We start from the raw sequence: 21,683 nt of genomic DNA, 5'->3' as shown, positions 1-21,683 counted from the left end.
CCCCGACCGACGGCCACACCGGAATCCCGAACGGACACGTCCGATGCCGACGGCATCGCGACGGGTCGCGTTATCCCGCTACGACGGCTTGTTCGCCACCCGGTCTGCGGCTGCCGTGAGCTGGTCAGCCAGGCTCCTCAGCGCCGGCCGTAACTCGTCGGGGCGGCGGATGGTGAAGGGCCATTCCAGCGCGGCCAGCAGGCGGGCCATGCCGTCCAGGCGCTCGGCCCGCGCGTGCATCACGACACCGGCGACATCTGCCTCGAGGGTCACGGCGGAGCGCGGCAGTCGGCGGGCGACGTCGTCCAGCGGTCCGTGGATGAGGACTTCGACCTCCCAGCGGTACGGAACACGAGCAAGCGCCGACGTCAGATGGGTGACGGGGTCAAAACCGTCCGGCACCGTGAAGGTCTGCGTACCAGTTGCAAGCGAAACGATCCGGTCGATCCGAAAGGTTCTCAGGCTGTCGTACCGGTGGTCGCGTCCGACCACATACCAGCGGCCGCGATGGAAGACGACACCGTAGGGATCGAGGTCGCGTTCGGTCTGCTCCTGTTGCCAGGACAGGTAGCTCATGCGGACAGCCGTGTGGGCGCGCGACGCCTGGGCCAGGGCCAGCAGCACGCCCGCCTCGGGAGCCTGTGCGGTCACCGCATTCGTCGTGAAGGACAGGGTCTCCCGGATGGCGGCCAGCGGCTCCCGCAGGCCATGCGGAAGGACCCGTTCGACCTTGGCCAGGGCGCCCGAGTGCGCCGGGGTGGTCATGCTCATGCCCAGCCGCTCCGCGGCGAGCAGTCCCACGACAACGGCGAGGGCCTCGTCGTTGGTGAGGACCAAGGGCGGCATCCGATAGCCGCAGGCTAGGTAGTAGCCGCCGTGGCGTCCCCGTTCGGCCTCTACCGGGATCCCGAGATCGCGCAGGTGCGCGGCGTAGCGACGGACCGTGCGAACGTCAGTGCCGAGCCGATCGGCCAGTTCCCGACCGGCTAGCCGCGGGTGCGACTGCAGGAGTTCCAGCAGGGTCAAGATGCGGGTGAGCGGATGAGACATGGGTCACTCAACATATCCGGGCGAGATCTGTCCTGTATTGATCCTACGCTTACGACACTTCACCTCAGGGAGATCACATGGCCACCTTCGTCCTCGTTCCCGGCGCCTGGCTCGGCGCATGGGCCTGGAAAGACACCGCGCACGCTCTAGCCGAGCGCGGGCACACGACGCTTCCGCTGACGCTGACCGGCCTCGGCGAGTACGCCGACCGGGGCACCCCGGAGACAAACCTAGAAACCCACATCACAGACATAGTCGACTTCATCGAGCGACGTGACCTGCACGACGTCACCCTGGTCGCCCATAGCTACGCGGGCGCTCCCGTCACCGGAGCAGCCGCACAACTCGGTGAACGGCTGAAGCGTTTGGTGTACGTGGACAGCGCTCCGTTCGCCACGGGCATGCGCATGCTCGACCTGATGCCACCGGAGGCTGCCGACCAGCTGCGCCAACAGGTCGCAGCGGATGGCGGGGGGTGGCTACTACCGATGCCCCCCTTTGAAGTCCTGGGAATGTCCAGCAGTCTCGACGGACTCGACCAAAGCAACCGGGAGCTGCTGCGGGCACGTGCTACCGCCCAGCCATTCGGGACCTACGAGCAACGGCTCGCTGGCCCAGCCGAACCCCACCCCGACGTCGACCGCGTCCTCGTCACGTGCAACGACTTCCGGGAGTTGTTGCACGCTGGAATACCGATCCTGGCATCCCTCAACCAGCCGCCGTGGCGGCGTTTCGACCTGCACACGGGGCACTGGCCGATGTTGTCCGCCCCGGCTGATCTCGCGGACGTCCTCGATGCGGCGGTCAGCTGAGCTGCGACGAACGGAACGGGGTACGGCATCCGAACGGCATCGAACGCCCGGCGGTCACCACGACGGGCATTTAGCCAGCGGCCCCGGTGGTCACCACGACGGGCATTTAGCCGGCGGCCCCGGTGGTCACCACGACCGGCACTCAGCCGGCGGCCCGCCATTCACCACGACCGGCACACTCAGCCGGCGGCCCGGCGGGCACGGGCCCGACGCTTCCCCTCCTGCATCGCCTGCACCCGAGCCACCGGGATGGTGCGCCCCTCGGCGACGAGGTCGGCCGGGAGCCGTTGCGCCGTGGGCATTCCGTCCGCCCATCGGTCCCCCGCGGCGACCAGGGCGGGCACGGTCTGAATCGTGAAGTCGGCGGGCGTGACCGACGGCAGGGTGTCCCAGGGCACCGGGAACGAAACCGGCACGCCCGGCCGTAGCCGCGGGCTGTAGGCGGCCACCACCGTCGCCCCACCCGCTCGGGTGGAGTCGATGAAGACCTTCCCACTCCGGTCCTCCCGGATGAAGGCGGTCGTCGCGAGGTCCGGGTCGAGGCGTGCCGCCCGAAGCGCGAGCGCGCGGGTGGCGGCGGCCAGTTCCTCCGCCGTCGCCTCCGCCGTCACCGGCACGAACACGTGTACCCCCTTGGCGCCGCTGGTCTTCACCGCCCCGGCCAGCCCGGCACCGGCGAGCGCCCGCCGGACCAGAAGGGCCGCGGCCACCGCCACCTCGAACGGGGCGCCCTCCGGCGGGTCCAGGTCGAGCACGAGATGGGTCGGGCACTGCAGGGCAGCGACCGTGGCGAGGGTGGGGTGGAACTCCACCGCCCGCTGGTTGGCGAGCCAGAGCAACGTACGTCGGTCGCCGCAGAGGGCGTACGAGATCTCGCGGTGCGATGCTGCCGCCCACACCCCCGTACGAGGAACCCAGTCCGGGGTGTACTTCGGCAGGTTCTTCTGCATGAACGGGGGCTGCCCGGGGCGTACCCGCATGACCGACAGCGGCCGTTCCCGCAGGTGCGGCAGGATTCGATCGCGCACTGCATCCAGGTAGTTCACCAGGTCACGCTTTGTCGCGCCCGCCCCGTCGAAGAGCGGCTGATTCAGGTTAGTCAGTGCGACCCCGTCCCGGGTCTCCTCGACCTTGCCCATCTGATCACCCTGCCGGCAGCCGAGACGGCGGTCAACACGCCCGGCCGTCAACACGAACATGTCGGCCAGCCCCTCGGCCCGGAACCGGCAGCCACCGCCAGAGCATCGCCCGAAGTTCCTTCGACACGGCCAAACGGACCTACCTGCGTGTGGCGAACGCCACTGGTTTGCCCATCAGTCGGCATCTGACCGATCGGTCAGGCATGCTGTTCGAGGAGGTGGGACCGACATGACACGGGCAGCGCCCGAGCGGCACGACGATATTCTCGCGGCGGCGGGGCGACGGTTTGCGCAATCCGGCTACCGGGGCACGTCGTTGCAGGACATCGCGGCAGACGTGGGCTGTTCGAAGGCGGCGGTGCTCTACCATTTCACCGACAAGAAGGCCATTCTTGCCGAACTGGTAGCCCGGCCGATCGACCAGCTACGGGCCCTCGACGAGCGCATCGCCGCCGTGAGCAGCCCGGCCGAGGCGCAACGGGTCGCGGCCGAGGGCTTCGTCGACCTGGCCGTCCAGTTCCGCCGCGAGACCGCGTTCCTCCGCGGTGAGTTCCCCGGCCTGCTCCAGCAACCACCCTTCAGCCACCTACAACACATCCCGGATCGGCTCGTCCGCGCCTTTGCCGGACACTCCGACCGCCCGGCTGCCCGGGTCGCGGCGCTGGTGATCCTCGCCGGCATCGCCGAGACGTGCGGGGAATTCATCGACCTCCCCGAGGCGGAACTACGTCCGGCGCTGCTCGCGCTGGTCCGCCGGGCACTCGAACCGGTCACCTGACCCAACCAATCACGACGGAGGACACCGACCCATGTCGACCCTGCTCTACCGGCTCGGCCGCGGCGCGATGCGCAAAAGACGCCTCGTCGCCACGATCTGGCTCGTCGTGCTCGTCGGTCTCGGCCTGGCGGCCCTGACCCTGCGCGGCCCGACGGCGAGCGACTTCAGCATGCCCGGCACTGAGTCGCAGCAGGCGAAGGACCTGCTCGATGAGCAGTTCTCGGCGGCCAGCGGCGCCACCGGCACGATCGCAATCAAGGCTCCACAGCCGGGGCTGCTCGGCACGCCACAGGGCCAGGCGGTGGCCACCGAGGTGACCCAGGAGGCCGCGACGCTGCCCGGCGTGGTCGGCGCGGTTGACCCGCTCACGGCCCAGGCCATCAGCCCCGACGGCCAGTACGGGCTGATCCAGGTCCAGTTCGCTGAGGGCGCCGACAAGGTCACCGACGAGGAGCGGGAGGCGTACGAGCAGGTCGGCGCCGCGGCCAAGGCGCAGGGCTGGCAGGTAGCCCCCGGCGGTGAGGTACTCAACGCCGAACCGGAGCTCGGCTCGTCCGAGGCGATCGGCGTGGTGATCGCGGCGATCGTCCTGGTCATCACCTTCGGCTCACTGGTGGCGGCGGGCATGACCATGCTGAACGCGCTGATCGGGGTCGGCGTCGGCATGGCCGCGCTGTTCGCACTCAGCAGCGTGGTCGAGTTGACCAGCACCGCGCCGATCCTCGCCCTGATGCTCGGTCTCGCGGTCGGCATCGACTACTCGCTCTTCATCACCTCCCGCTACCGACAGAACCTGCTCGAGGGGCTGCCGCCGGACGAGGCAGTCGGCCGCGCGGTCGGCACCGCCGGCTCTGCTGTGCTCTTCGCCGGTGCCACCGTGGTCATCGCGCTCTCCGGCCTGGCGGTAGTGAACGTCCCATTCCTGACCGTGATGGGTCTGGCCGCCGCCGGAACGGTCGTCGTCGCCGTGCTGGTCGCCCTCACCCTGCAGCCGGCGCTGCTCGGCTTCGCCGGCCGGCGGGTGCTCCGCCGCAAGCAACGGCACCAGTACGGAGTCGCCCCGACCGAGCCGGGAACAGACACATCCGTGCCGACCGAGGACCGTTCCACGTTCGGCTTCCGCTGGGCCCGGTTGGCTATCCGATTCCGGGTGCCGGTGATCCTGGTGGGCCTGCTCGGGCTGGGCGCGCTCGCGCTGCCCACCTCCGACATGCGGCTGGCCCTCCCGGACCAGGGGACCGCGCCGGTCGGCTCACCGGCCCGGGTCTCCTACGACCTGATCAGTGAGGGCTTCGGGCCGGGCTTCACCGGTCGGCTGGCGATCGTGGTGGCCGGGGACAGCCCGGAGGCGACGGCGGCGGCCATACCCCAGGTCACGGCCCTGGTTCAGGACACCGACAACGTCCTGGCCGTGACGCCGCCGCAGCTGAGTCCGGACGGGCAGACCGCCCTGCTCGGCGTGATCCCGGAGACCGGGCCCACCGACCCGGCGACCGAGCAGGTGGTGGACGACATCCGCGGCTCGGTCGACGGCATCCAGGGCGTGGACGTGCTTCTCACCGGAGTGACCGCGATCGGCATCGACGTCTCGGAGAAGCTCGCCGACGCCCTGCCGATCTATCTGCTCCTGGTGGTCGGGCTGTCGATCGTGCTGTTGATGCTGGTGTTCCGCTCGCTGCTGGTGCCGGTGAAGGCCGCGCTGGGCTTCCTGCTCACCGTGGCGGCCACCTTCGGACTCACCGTCGCGGTCTTCCAGCAGGGCCACCTCGCCGAGTTGGTCGGTCTGGACACACCGGGGCCGCTGATCAGCTTCCTGCCGATCCTGCTCATCGGTATCCTCTTCGGCCTGGCGATGGACTACGAGGTCTTCCTCGTCTCCCGGATGCGGGAGGACTTCGTCCACGGTGACACCGCCCGGCAGGCCACCATCAACGGGATGGGGCACGGTGCCCGGGTGGTCACCGCGGCCGCGCTCATCATGATCGCCGTCTTCGGTGGCTTCATCTTCATGGAAGACCCGGTCATCAAGTCGATGGGCTTCGCGCTGGCGGTCGGCGTCGCCATCGATGCATTCGTGGTCCGGATGACGATCGTGCCGGCGGTCATGTCCCTGCTCGGCGACGCCGGTTGGTGGCTGCCGCGCTGGCTGAACCGGGTCCTGCCCAACGTGGACGTGGAGGGTGAGGGACTGCGTAACCACCTGGCGGAGCAGGAGCCCGCCCGCACCTGAGGTCCGTGCAGCGGCCCCTTGCCCGGCGCATCCTGCGCCGGGCAAGGGGCCTTCCCGTGCTACGCGGGCCCGGGGGCCTTCCCGTGCTACGCGGGGGTCTCGGAGGCCTTCCCGTGCTACGCCGGGACCAGAGGCCCTGCACGCCGCCCGTCGGCATACGTCCCCGCTACACCCCGGCCGGGTACGTCTCCAGCTCACCACGGGTGCCCCGAGCGGGGAGCGGGTCCAGGGCGGTCGCCTCGTCGCACCAGACAAACCCGTCGTACCGCTCGCCCAGCCGCGTCGGCTGATAGTTACCCCAGGACTCGAACGAGGGGTTGTAGACCACCCCGATCGCGCGGTGGTCCAGCGGCTCGGTCACCCAACCGGGCTGGTCGGCGCCGCCGAAGATCAGTACTGCCTGTTCCGGCAGCAGTTCATGTAGCCGCCGTTCCAACGACCCCTCCCGGGCCGGCGGAACGTTCATCTTCTCGGCCGGCGAGCCCCAGTGCGGCGCGGCGACCACCGTGCCCAGATGGCTGCCGAACCCGACCAGGACGACACCGGCCCGGCCGTGCCGGTCCCGGGCCAGTTGGCCGAGGCTCACCATGCCGTCCGCAACCATGTCGGTTGCCCGTGCGTCCCCGACGTGGGTGTTATGGGCCCACACCACCCCACGCGCCCCCGGGCCGTAACGCTCCAGCAGCCGATCCAGCGTGTCGGCCATGTGGTTGTCCCGGATGTTCCACGACTGCGGTCCGCCGCCGACCATGGCCCGGTAGTACCGCTCCGCGCCGGAGACGACCTCCGCGTTCTGCCAGGCCGAGAAGGCGTCCGCGCCGTCGGTCGCCGCGCGTTCCCGAATCCGCGCCAGCAGGCAGACCACCTCGTCCTCACAGCGCGCGGAGACGAACCGGCTCGCTGTGCCGTACTCCTCGATCCGCCGCCCGTACGGCTCGAAGCACCGATAGGCGTCCTGCACGGCGTCCAGTGCTCCGGGCTCCTCCTCCCCCAGGTAGTCGAAGATGGCCTGCATCGACTCCCACAGGCTGTAGACGTCCAACCCGTGGAAGCCGACCCGTTCCGGCGCGGGCCGTTGCCCGTTCCACTCCCGCAGCCAGCGGCAGAAGCGGGCTACCTCCGCGTTCGCCCACATCCAGGTGGGCCACCGCTCGAACCGCTCGAGGGCGGCCTGCGGTTCGACGGCGGCGTCGGGGGCGGCCGTGACCGAGCGATGCACCCGGTCGCAGTCCGGCCAGTCCCCCTCCACCGCGACGAAGGAGAAGCCCCCCTCGGCAATCAACCGCCGGGTCAGCTCCCCACGCAGCCGGTAGTAGTCATGGCTGCCGTGGGTCGCCTCCCCGAGCATCACGATCCGGGCGTCCCGGGCGCGCTCCAACAACGGGTCAAAATCACTCGGGGCGCCGAGCCGCTGCACCAGCATGCCGGGCGGCTACCCGGCGCCCCGGGTGCCAAACCGGTGTGCCGGCACGCGGAGCGGGAATCCAGGCACATGACCGTCTCCGGCGCACAGTTGCAGGACTACATCGCCGCCCTCGACTACCCCGTCTCCCGCGAGGACCTAGTCCGGTGGGGCCAGGAGAACGGGGTGAGCTCGGAGATGTTGCAGGCGCTGCGGCTGCTGCCAGAGGCGAGTTTCGACTCCCCGGGCGAGCTAGCTGCGGCGCTGAACATGCGCTAGGGCCGCAGCAGGCGGAACAGCACCAGCCACTGCTCCGGCCAGACCTGACCCACCGGGGTCGCCGGATCGAGTCGGGTCGCGCGCAGCGCCGCCGCCAGCCGCGCCCGCGGGTAGCGGCGACCCAACGACGCCGCGAGCGAGCCGCCGACGCCGTCGAAGCCCAACTCGACCAACCGGCGGTACGCGGGCAACGCCGCCACCGGCAGCAGCGGCTCCCGGCGGCGCTCGATCCGCAGGATGCCGGCGTCCACCCGCGGGATCGGACGAAACGCCGTCCGGGGTACCCGCCCGGCCAACCGCCAGCTGAACTCCGGCCAGCTGTCCACGGTCAACCGCGTCCACCGCCCGTAGTCACCGCTGCGCTTGCGGGCGTACTCGAGTTGGGTGAGCAGGGTGGCCACGCGCAGGCCCGGCGCGGCCAGACACCAGCGGACCACGGCGGAGGTCAGCGACCACGGAATGTTGCCGACCACGTCGAACGGTGCCCCTGGTGGCGGGGCGGTCAGGAAGTCGGCCTGCCGACAGGTCACGGAGGGCAGATCCGCACAGCTTCGGACCAGTTCCGCGGCGGCGACCGGGTCCACCTCGTAGGCGATGAGGCGACGGCTGCGGGCGGCGAGCAGCCGGGTCAACTGGCCCCGCCCGGCACCCACCTCCAGCAGGAGGCGGTCCGGGTCGGGCTGGGCCGCCCGGGTCAGCCGGTTGATCGCGGCCGGATCAACGAGAAAGTTCTGGGAGAGTACGCGACGGGACCGGTCGCGTTCGGTTGCGCGGGTACGGCGGGGCGCCATGGATCGTCGTCCTGTCTGTCGCCCGGTGGCGACGCTGGACAGGCAGCCGGAATCGGGGCCTGTCCGGGTGGATCGGGACTCGGACGGCCCTCGGCGCTGGCGCGCGGTGCGCAGTTGGGTCAGGCGCGGCGGGCGCCGGCCGGGGCCGGACGCCGAACGCGCGGGCGGGCCACCAATAGCGGCCCGTGGGCAGCCGGCACGGCGGCCCACTCAGTCAGGGGGTACGCGGACATGGCCCGGACTGTAGTCGCCCGGGTCATCCCGATCAACAGATTTCGCCATACCGGCGGCGGCACTGATTTTCGCCGTAACGGCGGCGGTCAGGACGCGCTGGGCGGCGCTACGCGGGCACCTCAACGGTGCGGGATTCGGCGCGGGCCGTCTCCGCCGCCGACAGGATGGCCACCACCTCACGACCGAACCGGACGTCGAGGCGGTGATCCCGGGTCCCCGAGTCGATCTCCGCCAGGAGCTGATCGATCGCCGTCCCGAATGCCCCGGCCAGGGTGCCGTTGCCGTGGGGAGCAGCCTCGATGCCGCTCTCGCCGTAGAAGACGATTTCCTGGCGGACCACTCCGCTGGGGGCATCCAGGGTGAGCGACAGTCTGCTCGTGGCGCCGTTGTCATGGGAAAGCAGCAGGTGCACCAGACCCCGGGGGCCGTCCATCGCCGCGACCCGGGTGACTCGCCCCATGACCGGCAGGATCAGGGACAGCGCGTGCGGGCCAATATCCCAGAGCCCGCCGTGCTCACGCCGCCAGGTAGAGCCCGCGTATGGGCTGTCGGGCCCGAAAATCGAGGTGAAGAGGGTCGCCTCGGCGTGCTGCCAGCCGCCGTCCGCGGCGGTGGCGGCGAGGAAGGAGGTGACGTTCTGGTGATAACGCTGGGTGAAGAAGACCAGCGAGGCGACATTGGCAGCCTGGGCCGTGGCGACGAGGCGATCGGCGTCCGCGAGGGTCAACGCGAGCGGCTTGTCGAGTAGCAGGTGCCGTCCCGCTGCGGCGGCCCGGGTCGCCAGCTCGACCTGCACATCTGGCGGCAGGGCTATTGCCACGGCCTCGCACGCCTCAATGAGCGCGTCGGCGTCGTCAAACGCCGGCACCCCGTACTGTTTGGCGAGCGCCACGGCCTTGGCCGGATCCCGTCCCCAGACCCCGACCAACTCGGTACGGGGATGGGCAGCCAGGCCTGCTCCGTGCGCCTCGCCCGCCCAGTGCCCGGTACCAAACAACCCGAACCGCATCACGAACCTCCAACTGTCGGCACCGCGACCCACCGCAGCGTCGCAGACAACGCTATCGGGCGGGGAAAGGACGCCACCGGCGGGTGTACTACCCGGATTAGTAGAGTGTGCCGGTGACCGAAGCGAGCGCGACCACCAGCGCTGCGGCCGACCTTCCAGTCGACGGACCCCTCGCCACCATCCCGATCGTGCTCTCCCTCCTCGTCGCGGGTTGGGCCCTCGTGGCGACGCTGCGGCACCGTGCCCCCGACCGGGCGCAGTTCGCCGGCCTAGCCGTGCTGGAAGCGGCTCTGCTCGTGCTCACCGTCGTCACCCTGATCGCCCTCGGCGATGGCCAGCGGCCGGACGAACCGGGATCCTTCTTCGGCTACCTAGCCACCCTGGTCTGCCTGCCCCCGCTGGCCTGGGTGCTGGCCCGGATGGAGCCCACCCGGTGGGGGTCGGCCATCGTCTGCACAATCTGCCTGGTCACCCCGGTGGTTCTGGTCCGGCTCCAGCAGACCTGGACGGTGCTCGGTGCCTGACCCACGGCCTGCCGAGCGCCCGCAACCCGCTGAGCGGACGCAACGCACTGAGCGGACGCAACGCACTGAGCGGACGCAACCCGCTGAGCGGACGCGGACCAATACCGGACCCGGCCGCCTCCTGATCGCGGTCTACCTGCTCTTCGCTATCGCCGCCACCAGCCGGGCCGGCCTCCAGATCGTCACCAGGTTCGAGGCGGCACCGATGGCGTACCTCCTCTCCGCCTTCGCCGCGACGGTCTACATCGTGGCGGCGGTGGGGCTGGGTCGGGCCGGGCGCACCGGCCGACTGATCGCACTGGCCTGCTGCACGGTCGAGTTGGTCGGGGTGCTGGGTGTCGGTGCGGTCAGCCAGGCCCGGCCGGAGTGGTTCCCGGACGAGACGGTCTGGTCCGGCTTCGGCAGCGGGTACGGCTACATCCCGCTGGTGCTGCCGGTGCTCGGTCTGCTCTGGCTCTGGCGTACCCGCCACGACCTCGACCGGGCTGCGGCCAGCCGGCCGAGGCCGTCCCAGTTCGCGCCGGATCAGTCCTTCGGCCCGCCGGCCACGTAGAGGACCTGCCCGGAGACGAACGACGCGCCCGCACTGGCCAGGAACGAGATGGTGTGCGCGATGTCCTCCGGGCGGCCCACCCGGCGGACCGGGATCTCCGCCTCCGCGTGTTTCTGCAGCGCCTCGAAGTCGACCTTCATCCGGGCAGCGGTCGCCGCGGTCATGTCAGTGACGATGAAACCCGGAGCGACCGCGTTGACCGTCACCCCGAACGGGCCCAACTCGATCGCGAGGGTCTTCGTGAAGCCTTGCAGACCGGCCTTGGCCGCGGCGTAGTTCGCCTGCCCCCGGTTACCGAGCGCGGAGGTGCTGGAAAGGTTGATGATCCGGCCCCACCGCTGCTCGACCATGTGCTGCTGGGTGGCCTGGCTAAACAGAAAGGCACCCCGCAGGTGCACGCCCAGCACCATGTCCCAGTCCGCGTCGGACATCTTGAAGAGCAGATTGTCCCGCAGCACACCGGCGTTGTTGACCAGGACGGTGGGCGCGCCAAGATCGGCGGCGATCCGCTCGACGGCCGCCTCCACCTGGGACCGATCCGACACGTCCGCGCCGACGCCGAGCGCCCGCCCACCCGCCTCCGCGATGGCGGCGACGGTGGCACCGGTCGCGGACTCGTCGATGTCCACCACCGCGACGGCCAACCCGTCGACGGCCAACCGCCGAGCGGTGGCCGCCCCAATGCCCCGCGCCGCGCCGGTCACGATCGCGACCCGCTGCTCCGACATGCTACCTCCCAGTAACCTCGATCGATCGAAGGAGCTTAACCCATTCGAGTCGACCCGTTACCCGCCCAGGAAGCGGTCGCGCTCGCGTGCTCAACCGGCTCTCCGCGGCGACGCGGTGGGCGCGCCGATCCTGGTCGGGCCGCCCAGGGGAGGAGCCGGCGAGCGGCCCTGGTCGAGGCCGACGGGAGCCAACCAGGGCCGCTCGCACCACTAGCGGCGGAAGGTGAACCAGTTGACGTTGACGAAGTCGTTCGGCTGGCCGCTGGTGAAGGTCAGGTAGACCGTGTGGCGACCGGTGGGGCCGGCGACGTTGCCGGGCACCGAACGCCAGCTCTGCCAGCCGCCGGTGGTACCGATCGCGAAGCTGCCGATCGGTGGACTGGTCGGGCTGTCCAGGCGCACCTCGACCAACCCGCTCACCCCATTACCGGCACCGGAGGCGACCCGAGCGACGAAGTCCCGGGGTCCGGTGGACCCGAACTCGACGTTGTCGTACCGGGCCCAGTCACCGTTGCGCAGATAGCCGATGTTCTCCCCGCCCTCGGTGGCGTCCTCCACCTGAACGCCGTACTGACCGTCGAACGACTCGGCTTCAATCGTCGCGTACGCGTCCCGCGCCCCACCCGGCGGTGGGGTGGTCGGCGGGGCGGTGGTGGGCGGGGCGGTGGTCGGCGGGGCGGTGCCGGCGCCCCGGCTGTAGACCGCGACGTAGTCGACGAGCATCGGCCGCCCCGGCACCGTGGCGGCGGTCGGGGTGGTGCCCCCGGCGACACCGTTCGGGAAGGCGCCGCCCATCGCCACGTTGAGCAGCAGGAAGTAGCCGTCGTGGCTGGTCATCTGCGACCAGGCCGGTTCACCGACCCGGGTCTGCGTCACCGTGTGGTACTGCTCGCCGTCGACGTACCAGCGCAGCTCCTGCGGGCTAACCGAAGCGTCCCACTCGAACCGGTAGGTGTGGAACGCCGACTGACAGGTGGCTCCCGGGCAGGTTCGGGAGGCACCGATGCCGTTGAACTCGTCGCACGGCCCGCCCGGCGCAAAGCCGCAGTGCAGCACGCCCCAGACCGAGTTGATCCCGTTGACGTTCTCCATCACGTCAAACTCGCCGACGCTCGGCCAGTTCTGGTAGTTACCCCGGTACGGCGACCCGAGCGCCCAGAACGCCGGCCAGTAGCCGGCCGCCGGAGCCCCGGTCACATTCGGCACCTGGAGCCGGCCCTCGATCGCGAGGACACCTCCGGCCGGTGGCTTGAAGTCGGTCCGTACGGTCTCGATCCGGGCCGAGGTCCACCCGCCGGCTGAGTCGCGCAAGGGAGTGATTCGTAGGTTGCCCGCACCATCGTGACTGAGGTTGGCGGTGCTGTTGGTATATGTCTGGATCTCGCCGGTGCCCCAGTTGGGCGGGCCGCCGGGGTAGCTGGTGCCGAGATCGATGATCCAGTTGGCCGAGGAGGGCAAGGTGCCGGCCGCGCCGTCGAAGTCGTCGCTCCAGACCAGACTCCAGCCAGGAGCCGGCGCTGGCACGGCGGCATTCGCGGTGACCGCGACACCGGCCAGGGCCGTGGTGGTGAGAGCGGTGAACAGCGCCAACGCCAGTCGCTTCCGGCGTCTCGCGGGCAGGGCGGCAGGCGCCCCGGGTGGGGTGTGCATGAACGTGCCTCTCTGGGGGACGGGTCGAGAGAGCGCTCTCTCCGAGTTGTACGTGCCCACCCCGCAGTTGTCAATGTCGATCTCTCAAACCTCCGCTCAGCGCACCCGGGCCCGGGTCAATCCGTGACAGGATGAGCTGGTGGCAGAACGGTTGATCGTCATCGGCGGCGATGCCGCCGGGATGGCGGCGGCGTCCCAGGCCCGCCGCCGCCGCGGCCCGGACGACCTGGAGATCATTGCCTTCGAGCGGGGCCGGTTCACGTCCTACTCGGCGTGCGGCATCCCGTACTGGATCAGCGGTCTGGTGCCGCAGCGCGACCAGCTGATCGCCCGTGATCCGACGACCTTCCGCGAGCGGTTCGACATCAGAGTCCGGCTACGGCACGAGGTCACCGCGGTCGACCTCGACCGGCGCGAAGTGGTCGCCCGGGACCTGGCCAACGGCGGTGAGGTCCGCGAGCGATTCGACACCCTGGTCTACGCCACCGGCGCCCACCCGCTACGGCCCGGCTGGGCACGCACCGGGGTGGAGGGCGTCTTTGGCGTGCAGACCCTCGAGGACGGCGCTGCCCTCCGGGACTGGCTGGACAGCGATCCACGACCCCGCCAGGCGGTCGTGGTCGGTGGAGGCTACATCGGGGTCGAAATGGCCGAGGCGCTGATCCAACGCGGGCTGGCGGTCACCCTGGTCGAGAAGGCCAGTCAACCGATGTCGACGGTGGACCCGGACATGGCCAAGCTGGTCAACGACGCCATGCACGGGGTGGGGGTGCAGATCCGCACCGACCTGGAGGTGACCGGCCTACAGGAGCGAGACGGGCGGGTCTGCGCGGTGCTCACCTCCGACGGGCCGATCCCCGCCGACCTGGTCGTACTCGGCCTCGGTGTCCGCCCCAACGTTGCGCTCGCCGAGGCCGCCGGGCTGCCGATCGGGCCCAGCGGGGCGCTGCGGGTGGACCGGCGCATGCGGGTACCCGGAGTTGACGACGTGTGGGCTGCCGGCGACTGCGTGGAGTGCCTGCACCGGGTCAGCGGAATGCCCGTCCACATCCCGCTGGGCACACACGCCAACAAGCAGGGCCGGGTCGCCGGCGTCAACATCGGCGGCGGGTACGCGACCTTCCCCGGGGTGATCGGCACCGCGGTGATCAAGGTTTGTGATCTGGAGGTCGGCCGCACCGGGCTCCGGGAGCAGGACGCCGCGGCGGCGGGCTTCGAGTTCGTCTCGGTGATCACCGAGTCCACCAACCGAGCCGGCTACTTTCCCGGCTCCCGCCCGATGACCGTCAAACTCATCGCCGAACGGCCTACCGGGCGGCTCCTCGGCGCACAGATCGTGGGCTGGTCAGAGGCGGCGAAGCGAATCGATGCCCTGGCCGTGGCGCTCTGGAACGGCATGACGGTGGATGACATGACCGCCCTCGACCTCGGGTACGCCCCGCCGTACTCCCCGGTCTGGGATCCGGTGCTGATCGCCGCGCGTAAGGCCGTCGGCGCCCTCGGACGGTGACGCGGGGGCACCTCCCCTTCCGGGCCGGAGTAGCCGGGGGCGCCCACGCTGCACGTCGGTGCGGCGGCCGACGCCCCTCCGGAGCGTACCCGCAATGAAACGCCGCCAATGAGCTGCCAAACGCAATGATCCGACGGCCAAAGCAACTTCCTACGGTGGATCCTGCTGACCTGCCCCACATACCGTGGAGCAACGGCGCCAGCCCACGGGCCACGGTGGCCGGGGCGCGCCCAACCCTGGGAGCAGGACAATGCCGATGGACGCCACCCGCCAGCACTTCCTCATGTGCCGGCCGACATACTTCGCCGTCGACTACGCGATCAATCCGTGGATGGATCCGACCGCACCGGTCGACGTCGACCTGGCGATCCAGCAGTGGGAGCAGCTACGCCAGACCTACCGGGACCTTGGCCACACCGTCGAGGAGATCACTCCGCTGCCGGGCCTACCCGACATGGTCTTCGCCGCGAACGGCGGCACGGTCCTCGGTGACCGGGCCATGGCCGTACAGTTTCGGGACCCGCAGCGCGCCGACGAGGCACCCGCCTACCGTGCCTGGTTCGAAGCCGCCGGCCTCGAGGTGCACGATCCGAAGCACATCAACGAGGGAGAAGGCGACATCCTGCTCGCCGGTGGCTACCTCCTCGCCGGCACCGGATTCCGGACCGCACACCCCGCCCATGCGCAGTTGCAGGAGGTCTTCGGCTACCCAGTCCTCACCATGCAGCTGGTGGACCCCCGCTTCTACCACCTGGACACCGCGCTGACCGTGCTGGACGAGCGCACCATCGCGTACCTCCCCGAGGCCTTCTCCCCCGGTAGCCAGGCGGTGCTGCGCCGGCTCTTCCCGGACGCCATACCCGCCAGCATGGCCGACGCCACGGTCCTGGGCCTCAACGCGGTCAGCGACGGCCAGCACGTCGTACTGCCGGTGCAGGCCACCGGCTTGGCGGCGAAGCTGCGGGAGCGGGGCTACCAGACGATCGGGGTCGACCTGTCCGAGCTGCGTAAGGCCGGCGGTGGCCCGAAGTGCTGCACGTTGCGACTCCGACAGGGAGGCGAGTAGATGATCAAGGACGAGGTGCGGACGCCCACAGCCGTGCGCGACGCGCAACGATGGACTGCGCACAACTACCATCCGCTACCGGTGGTCATCTCCTCGGGTGAGGGCGCCTGGGTGACCGACGTGGACGGCCGCCGCTACCTGGACTGCCTGGCCGGCTACTCGGCGCTCAACTTCGGGCACCGCCACCCGAAGCTGGTCGAGGCCGCCCACGCCCAACTGGACCGGCTCACCCTGACCAGCCGCGCCTTCATCCACGACCAGTTCGCCGACTTCTGTCGGGAACTATCCCAGCTCTGCGGCAAGGAGCTGGTGCTGCCGATGAACACCGGGGCCGAGGCCGTCGAGACCGGCATCAAGGTGGCCCGCAAATGGGGCTACCGGGTCAAGGGGGTCGCGGCGGAGCAGGCGAACATTGTGGTGGCCAAGGGCAACTTCCACGGTCGCACCACCACCATCGTCAGCTTCTCCACCGACGAAGATGCCCGCGCCGACTTCGGGCCATACACGCCGGGCTTCCGCCTCGTCGCCTACGGCGACCTGACAGCGCTGACCGCCGCCATCGACGAGAACACCGTCGCGGTGCTACTCGAACCAATCCAGGGCGAGCAGGGGGTCATCGTGCCGCCGGCCGGCTACCTGCCGGACGTACGGCGGGTCTGCACCGACCGGAACGTGCTCCTCCTCGCCGACGAGATCCAGTCCGGCCTCGGCCGCACCGGCACCACGTTCGCCTGCGAACACGAAGGTGTCGTGCCGGACATGTACCTGCTCGGCAAGGCGCTCGGCGGCGGCATCGTGCCGGTCTCGGCGGTCGCGGCGGATGCCGGCGTGCTCGGCGTGCTCCAGCCGGGCCAGCACGGCTCCACCTTCGGCGGGAACCCCCTCGCCGCCGCGGTGGCCACCGAGGTCGTCCGGCTGCTGGCCACCGGCGAGTTCCAGCGCCGCTCCGCCGAGCTCGGCGCCCGATTGCACACCGGGCTCCAGGCACTGGTCGGCAAGGGCCTGCTCGCGGTCCGGGGCCGCGGGCTCTGGGCCGGCCTGGACATCGACCCGGACCTGATGACCGGGCGGGAGGCGAGCGAACGGCTGATGCGCCGCGGTGTCCTCGCCAAGGACACCCACGGCTCCACCATCCGCCTAGCCCCACCCCTGGTTATCACCGAGGAAGAGACCGACTACGCGGTGGCTCAGCTCGCTGCAATCCTCGCCGAATAGCCCTCGTACTGCCGCAGCGTGCCGGGCCGGAAGCCCGGCACGCTGCCGGGGTCAGCGTGGCAGGCGCATCGCCATCGTCGGCGCCTCGGCCATCACCGAGGCCGGGGTGTACGGCGCGCCAGCCGGCAGTTCGTCCGGGCGCCCGACCTGCACGCCCGGGTACAACTCCACCATGTACCCCTCGGCCAGCACCCGAGACTGCTGCGGTGCCAGCGGGACACGCTCCGCCTCAACCATCGACCCGTTCGGCCGGATCCCCGAGCCGTTGGTGCTCACGTCGGTGACGATGATCTCGCCGACGCGCAACTCCAGTCGCAGGTGACTGCGGCTGATCCACCGGCGGGCCTCGTCGTTGAGCCACTGGCCGAGGACGATCCCGTCGTCAGCCTCCGGGGCACGTCCGACCAGCACGGGTTCGGAGTCGGTGAGCACGAACCGACGCCGAATCAGGCCACCGATCCGGACCGCCAACACCGCCGACCGAGGACGCGGACCCGCGTCGCTGAGCCGAGCGCCGTGCCGAGGGCAGGTCGGCGCTCCGCCGCGCAGACTGGGCGGCGGCTGCGTCACCGGGCTGCGATCGCTGACCGCGGCCAGGTCGGCGAAAGCCCCGCCCCCACCGCCCTGACCGAAGAGCGCGCACGGGGACTCTGGGCACCGCCAGTGCCGTGCCAACAGCTTGTTACCAGCCACGGACCGGTCCCCGGCGGCGGGAGCGCCCCCACCACCGACGTGCGCGACGAAGGCCGGCCCGCTCTGCGCGGGTACCGGGGCGACCACCCTGCCGGGCTGGTCGGCCACCCAGGGGTAGCGTCCCCGCAACCCGTCGAACCGGGCCCGGCTCAGCACCGGAAGCCCGAGCAGGTCGGCGACCTCCAGCATCCGACCACCGGGATTGTCGAGCACCTCCACCAGGCCGTCGTCGGCCCAGCGCCGCACCACCATCCGCTCGTTCGACGTCAGGTCGGCGTCGGAGAGCACGCCCCGGTGTACCACCGCGTAGACCGGGACGCTGTCCTCCTCCAGGTGACGCGCCAGGGCGTCGATCACCATCCCGAGGCGGAGCAGACTGGCCGGCCGGCCGCCGTCAATATCCTGGTATCGGATCACCTCGGCCAGGTCGAGCACCGCGCGGGTCAGCCAGGGATCGGTGGATACCCGACCCTCAATGGCGTCCAGCACCTTACTGATCTCGAATCTCATCGGACCTCCCCCACGAAGGTCACCCTCCGCCCGGTGAGCGCGTCTGCCATGAGCCGACCCTACCGGCACCGCCAGCCCGAAGCTGACCAGCGGTATCGACGCCACCTCGCCATCGAGACTCGTTGCTCACTCAACGTAATGGGCGGCCAACCGCATGCAGATGCACGAGCGCCTGCCGGTACGACTCCACCAGTCCCACCTCGACGTACGAGACGCCCCGCTGCGCGCAGAAGGCCCGGACGATCGGTCGCGCCCGGCGCAGGTTGCCGCGGGGCATGCTCGGGAACAGGTGATGCTCGATCTGTTGGTTCAACCCACCCAACGCGACATCGACAAACCAACCGCCTCGCACGTTACGTGAAGTGATCACCTGCTTCCGCAGGAAGTCCAGCTGGTCAACGGCGGTCGGCATCGGCATGCCCTTGTGATTCGGAGCGAACGAACACCCCATGTACAGCCCCCACAGCCCCTGGTGCACCACCGCGAAGACCAACGCCTTCCCCGGTGACATCACCAGCAGCAGGCCGCCAACGTAAAGGACGGTGTGCGCGGCGAGCAGGACCGCCTCGGCACCCCGGTGCCGCATCGGCGTCTGGAACCGTCCATCCGGCCCCCGACTAACGATGGCTCGCAGGCTCGACAGATGCAGGTTCAGCCCTTCCAACAGCAGCATCGGGAAGAAGAGGAACGCCTGCCGGCGTGCCAGCCACCGAGCGAACCCCCGGGTCGCCCGGGCCTGCTCCACCGACCAGACCAACGCGCCCGCCCCCACGTCCGGATCCTCGTCGGCGTGGTTGGGGTTGGCGTGGTGCCGGTTGTGCTTCTCCACCCACCAGCCGTAGCTGAGCCCGACCGCCAGGTTCCCGGCGAGCAGACCGACCAGTTCGCTGGGCCCCCGCCGCCGGAACATCTGCCGGTGCCCGGCGTCGTGGCCGAGGAAGGCCACCTGGGTGCTGGCCACCGCCATCAGTGCCGCGACCACCGCCTGCCCCCAGGAGTCGCCGACGAGGACGACCAGCGCCCAGACCGCGCCGAAGAACGCGGTGGTTGACGCGATCCGAACCGCGTACCAGCCGGGCCGGCGCTCCAGCAGCCCCGCCGCCCTAATCCGCCGGGACAACTCGGCGTAGTCACTGCCCCGTACTGGCGGATCCGCCACCAGCTGCCGCATCATCGCCCACCCCCTCCTCAGCTAGGTCGCGCCGGTCAGCTCGACCATCGACACCGAGTCTTCCGAGGACGGTTGCGCTGAGTAAGCCGGTACGCCCCCGACTGAAGGTGGGGTACGCCCTACCGGGACGGGTTACGGATGGGTCTGCTCGTGGATCCAGGCGGCGTAGTCGGAGTTGCTCTCCACCCGGTTCACCAGAATCTCCGGTACGTCGTACGGGTGGTTGGCCTGGATCTGCTCGACCAACGCGCCGACCCGGTCCGGAGCGGTCTTGAACTGCACCGACCATTCGGAATTGGTCTCGACGCGCTGTTGCCACCAGTACGTACTCTCCACCTGGCCGCCCACCTGTGCGCAGGCCGCCAGATGACTGGCCACCGCCGCGTCCGCGAGCCCCCCGGCGACCGTGTGCTCATCCACCACCGTAGTCACCACACAGATCTCCTCCATATGATCACCCTACGTGACCCCGTTCTGATTCTTGGCGATCCATACGTCCATCCGCCCCCACCAGTCGAAGAGCCAGTCGATCCGTGCCTGCGTACCGACCGGCACCTCCTCCGGGGGCACAGACCAGAAACGCATCACGATCCGCTTGTCCATCGGGAGTTCCCGCCACACGTCGGCAATAGTCAGCATCCGGTCCAGACCGGTGTGGGCGACAAAGATGACGCCAGCATCGGGGGCGGCGTCCAGCGCAGCCAGCAGCCCGCCCGGCTGCGGGGCGAGCACGTGGCGCATCCGTTCGGCCCGCGACGCCATCAACTCGTGGCCCAGTTCCCGCAGCCGAGCGATCGCCCGCAGGCGACGCTTCGGCGTGAAGTTGCCGCCCTCGGGAAAGAGCACGAAGGCACTGTCATCGTCCAGGCCGGCGGCGAGCTGCCCGATCTGCGCGGTCAATGTGGCGCGACCGTCTGGTCCGGGCGCGAGAAAGCGGTTCGGTAGCCGGTTGAGCAGCACGTCAATCGCCGGATCCCACTGCAGGGTGTGCTTGAGCACGATCCGCGGCTCCCGACGGAACCAGTTGACCAGGGCATGGATCAGGATGAACGAGTCACCTGGGCCGGCGTGCCGACACAACACCAGCTCCGGCCGTCCGGCCAGGGCCGTGTCCGGATCCGCGCCAGCCACCTCAATGGAGAGCCGCAGGGTCCACCGGGCCTGCCAGAACAGCGCCCGCAGAAACCAGCCAGCGAGCCGGTAGTGAGTCTGTTCGAACGCCGGGGACCGGACCCGCCAGCCGAACCCGGAGGCGACCCAGAGCAGGAAGAGCGCGATCAGCGCTGCCGCGTCCCACACCAGATAGACGAGGCCGATCCAGAGCAGCCGCAGCGGACGCAGCCGACCCGGCACGAACGGCGAGGCGGCCAGAGCGAGCAGGGCCCACACCGGCACGGTCGTCACCACGATGACCGCCAACACAACCACACCCGGAGCCAGGAGCAGCCGGCGCAGCCACCGGGGTGGTAGGCGCATCAGCGATCCAGTTGGGCCAGGTAGTGCCGCGAGGCCGTGTAGGCCCGACTAATCCGCCGCCCCACCGCCGCCATGTCCCGGTACGCCCACGGCGAGTCATCCCGAGGCTGAATGCCTCCGGTCGGCAGCACGTGCACCTGGACCCCGTCGGGCACGGCGGCCAACTCGCGGGCGAACCGATGCCGGCGGGCGATCTCGAACGCGACCTGGGCAATCTCCCAGGGTCGCCGCGGCGGGCTGAGCTCGCGTTCGATCCGCCCCACCTGAAGCACGAAGATCCGGGTGGCTCCAGCCGCCACCGCCTCGCCGATCGGGATCGAGTTGACCACGCCCCCGTCGATGTAGTGCTGGCCATCGATCTCGGCCGGGGGAAGAAGACCCGGCACGGAGGCGCTGGCGAGGACGGCCGGCACCACCGGTCCGGTGTCAAACCAATGCTCGGCGGCCCGCTCGATGTTCGCCGCGCAGCAGCGGAAGGGCACCCGCAGGTCCGCGAAGGTGGTGTCGGCGCCGAGTTCCCGCTCCAACAGTTTGCGCAGCGGCCGTGGCGAGTGCAGGTGGGTACGGGCGGCGAACCGGCGTAGCTGCCGGGCCACCGAGTCGCCGTACACCTCGCTCGCCTCGGGGGAGGACCAGAGCCGGACCAGCCGGTCGGTGACCGCAGCGGACGGATCGGCGGCCACCAACACCCCGTTGACCGCACCAATCGATGTACCGAACACCAGGTCGGGCCGGATGTCGGCGCGGAACAGCGCGCGCAACATACCGACCTCGACCGCACCGAGGATGCCGCCGCCACCGAGCACGAACGCCACCGGACCCCGAGCCATGGCTGCCATCCTGGCATGGCTGTGCCGCCCGCC

General features: G+C 70.3%; 21 protein-coding genes. 9 read left to right on the top strand and 12 right to left on the bottom strand.

Annotated elements, in window-relative coordinates; all coding sequences use genetic code 11:
- Positions 1–78: 78 nt before the first annotated feature.
- Positions 79–1,050 (bottom strand): helix-turn-helix transcriptional regulator, encoded by a 972-nt coding sequence (locus B116_RS0105460; RefSeq protein ID WP_027659424.1) that lies wholly within the window; start codon positions 1,048–1,050, stop codon positions 79–81.
- 77 nt (positions 1,051–1,127) lie between these two features.
- Between B116_RS0105460 and B116_RS0105455 the strand changes: the two genes are divergently transcribed.
- Positions 1,128–1,862 (top strand): alpha/beta fold hydrolase, encoded by a 735-nt coding sequence (locus B116_RS0105455; RefSeq protein ID WP_027659423.1) that lies wholly within the window; start codon positions 1,128–1,130, stop codon positions 1,860–1,862.
- A gap of 179 nt (positions 1,863–2,041) precedes the next feature.
- On the opposite strand, the gene B116_RS0105450 is transcribed toward B116_RS0105455, so the two are convergent.
- Positions 2,042–3,001: a non-homologous end-joining DNA ligase LigD gene (locus B116_RS0105450; RefSeq protein WP_223874505.1), complete on the bottom strand. Its 960-nt coding sequence runs from the start codon at positions 2,999–3,001 to the stop codon at positions 2,042–2,044.
- Positions 3,002–3,230: 229 nt separating this feature from the next.
- Between B116_RS0105450 and B116_RS0105445 the strand changes: the two genes are divergently transcribed.
- Both B116_RS0105445 and B116_RS0105440 read left to right on the top strand, forming a co-directional pair.
- Positions 3,231–3,779, top strand: coding sequence for a TetR/AcrR family transcriptional regulator (locus B116_RS0105445; protein ID WP_027659421.1), 549 nt, complete (start codon positions 3,231–3,233; stop codon positions 3,777–3,779).
- A 31-nt stretch (positions 3,780–3,810) separates the two neighbouring features.
- Positions 3,811–6,009 carry an MMPL family transporter gene (locus tag B116_RS0105440; protein ID WP_018720435.1) on the top strand — a complete coding sequence of 733 codons (2,199 nt, stop codon included), beginning with the start codon at positions 3,811–3,813 and terminating at the stop codon, positions 6,007–6,009.
- Positions 6,010–6,175: 166 nt separating this feature from the next.
- Here the strand turns inward: B116_RS0105440 and B116_RS0105435 are convergent, their stop codons facing one another.
- On the bottom strand, positions 6,176–7,432 hold the full coding sequence (locus tag B116_RS0105435; RefSeq protein ID WP_027659420.1) for an erythromycin esterase family protein: 1,257 nt from the start codon (positions 7,430–7,432) through the stop codon (positions 6,176–6,178).
- Between the two features lie 69 nt (positions 7,433–7,501).
- Between B116_RS0105435 and B116_RS0105430 the strand changes: the two genes are divergently transcribed.
- Positions 7,502–7,690 (top strand): DUF2795 domain-containing protein, encoded by a 189-nt coding sequence (locus tag B116_RS0105430; RefSeq protein WP_018720437.1) that lies wholly within the window; start codon positions 7,502–7,504, stop codon positions 7,688–7,690.
- Here B116_RS0105430 and erm read toward each other — a convergent pair.
- Both erm and B116_RS0105420 read right to left on the bottom strand, forming a co-directional pair.
- A complete protein-coding gene (erm, locus tag B116_RS0105425) occupies positions 7,687–8,481 on the bottom strand; it encodes an ErmE/ErmH/ErmO/ErmR family 23S rRNA (adenine(2058)-N(6))-methyltransferase (RefSeq protein ID WP_027659419.1) in 795 nt (264 codons plus the stop codon). The two genes, B116_RS0105430 and erm, sit on opposite strands and share 4 nt — an antisense overlap.
- Before the next feature lie 340 nt (positions 8,482–8,821).
- Positions 8,822–9,727, bottom strand: coding sequence for a Gfo/Idh/MocA family protein (locus B116_RS0105420; protein ID WP_027659418.1), 906 nt, complete (start codon positions 9,725–9,727; stop codon positions 8,822–8,824).
- 104 nt (positions 9,728–9,831) lie between these two features.
- Here B116_RS0105420 and B116_RS0105415 point away from each other — a divergent pair, with 104 nt between their 5' ends.
- Positions 9,832–10,248: a hypothetical protein gene (locus B116_RS0105415; RefSeq protein ID WP_018720440.1), complete on the top strand. Its 417-nt coding sequence runs from the start codon at positions 9,832–9,834 to the stop codon at positions 10,246–10,248.
- 121 nt (positions 10,249–10,369) lie between these two features.
- Complete coding sequence (locus B116_RS0105410) at positions 10,370–10,801, top strand: hypothetical protein (protein ID WP_050591831.1); 432 nt, start codon at positions 10,370–10,372, stop codon at positions 10,799–10,801.
- Here the strand turns inward: B116_RS0105410 and fabG are convergent.
- Together fabG and B116_RS0105400 are read right to left on the bottom strand one after the other, a co-directional pair.
- On the bottom strand, positions 10,774–11,529 hold the full coding sequence (fabG, locus tag B116_RS0105405) for a 3-oxoacyl-ACP reductase FabG (RefSeq protein ID WP_027659416.1): 756 nt from the start codon (positions 11,527–11,529) through the stop codon (positions 10,774–10,776). The genes B116_RS0105410 and fabG overlap by 28 nt on opposite strands.
- Before the next feature lie 210 nt (positions 11,530–11,739).
- The gene (locus B116_RS0105400) at positions 11,740–13,179 is read right to left on the bottom strand and encodes a carbohydrate-binding protein (RefSeq protein WP_026321390.1); all 1,440 of its coding nucleotides are present in this window, start codon (positions 13,177–13,179) and stop codon (positions 11,740–11,742) included.
- Between the two features lie 139 nt (positions 13,180–13,318).
- On the opposite strand from B116_RS0105400, the gene B116_RS0105395 reads away from it, so the two are divergent.
- The 3 genes from B116_RS0105395 to rocD all read left to right on the top strand — a co-directional run bounded on the left by B116_RS0105395 (position 13,319) and on the right by rocD (position 16,970).
- Positions 13,319–14,689, top strand: coding sequence for an FAD-dependent oxidoreductase (locus B116_RS0105395; protein WP_027659415.1), 1,371 nt, complete (start codon positions 13,319–13,321; stop codon positions 14,687–14,689).
- 256 nt (positions 14,690–14,945) lie between these two features.
- Entirely contained in the window at positions 14,946–15,755 is an 810-nt protein-coding gene (gene ddaH / locus B116_RS0105390) for a dimethylargininase (protein WP_027659414.1), read from the top strand.
- Entirely contained in the window at positions 15,756–16,970 is a 1,215-nt protein-coding gene (gene rocD / locus B116_RS0105385) for an ornithine--oxo-acid transaminase (protein ID WP_018720446.1), read from the top strand. It begins immediately after the preceding gene.
- A 51-nt stretch (positions 16,971–17,021) separates the two neighbouring features.
- Here rocD and B116_RS0105380 read toward each other — a convergent pair whose 3' ends face one another.
- The 5 genes from B116_RS0105380 to B116_RS0105360 form a co-directional block, all read right to left on the bottom strand.
- Positions 17,022–18,173, bottom strand: a complete 1,152-nt coding sequence (locus B116_RS0105380; RefSeq protein ID WP_027659413.1) for an FHA domain-containing protein — start codon at positions 18,171–18,173, stop codon at positions 17,022–17,024.
- Positions 18,174–18,303: 130 nt separating this feature from the next.
- Complete coding sequence (locus B116_RS0105375; RefSeq protein WP_027659412.1) at positions 18,304–19,347, bottom strand: fatty acid desaturase family protein; 1,044 nt, start codon at positions 19,345–19,347, stop codon at positions 18,304–18,306.
- Positions 19,348–19,476: 129 nt separating this feature from the next.
- Positions 19,477–19,794, bottom strand: a complete 318-nt coding sequence (cutA, locus tag B116_RS0105370) for a divalent-cation tolerance protein CutA (RefSeq protein WP_018720449.1) — start codon at positions 19,792–19,794, stop codon at positions 19,477–19,479.
- Positions 19,795–19,803: 9 nt separating this feature from the next.
- Positions 19,804–20,820 carry a 1-acyl-sn-glycerol-3-phosphate acyltransferase gene (locus tag B116_RS0105365; protein ID WP_027659411.1) on the bottom strand — a complete coding sequence of 339 codons (1,017 nt, stop codon included), beginning with the start codon at positions 20,818–20,820 and terminating at the stop codon, positions 19,804–19,806.
- Complete coding sequence (locus B116_RS0105360) at positions 20,820–21,650, bottom strand: patatin-like phospholipase family protein (protein WP_018720451.1); 831 nt, start codon at positions 21,648–21,650, stop codon at positions 20,820–20,822. Before B116_RS0105360 ends, B116_RS0105365 begins: the two co-directional genes overlap by 1 nt.
- Positions 21,651–21,683 lie beyond the last annotated feature (33 nt).

This window comes from Salinispora fenicalii, from assembly GCF_000514815.1.
Lineage (GTDB): Bacteria > Actinomycetota > Actinomycetes > Mycobacteriales > Micromonosporaceae > Micromonospora > Micromonospora fenicalii.
The sequence above is the reverse complement of the archived record's forward strand: the minus strand, read 5'-3'. Positions and strand labels throughout refer to the sequence as shown.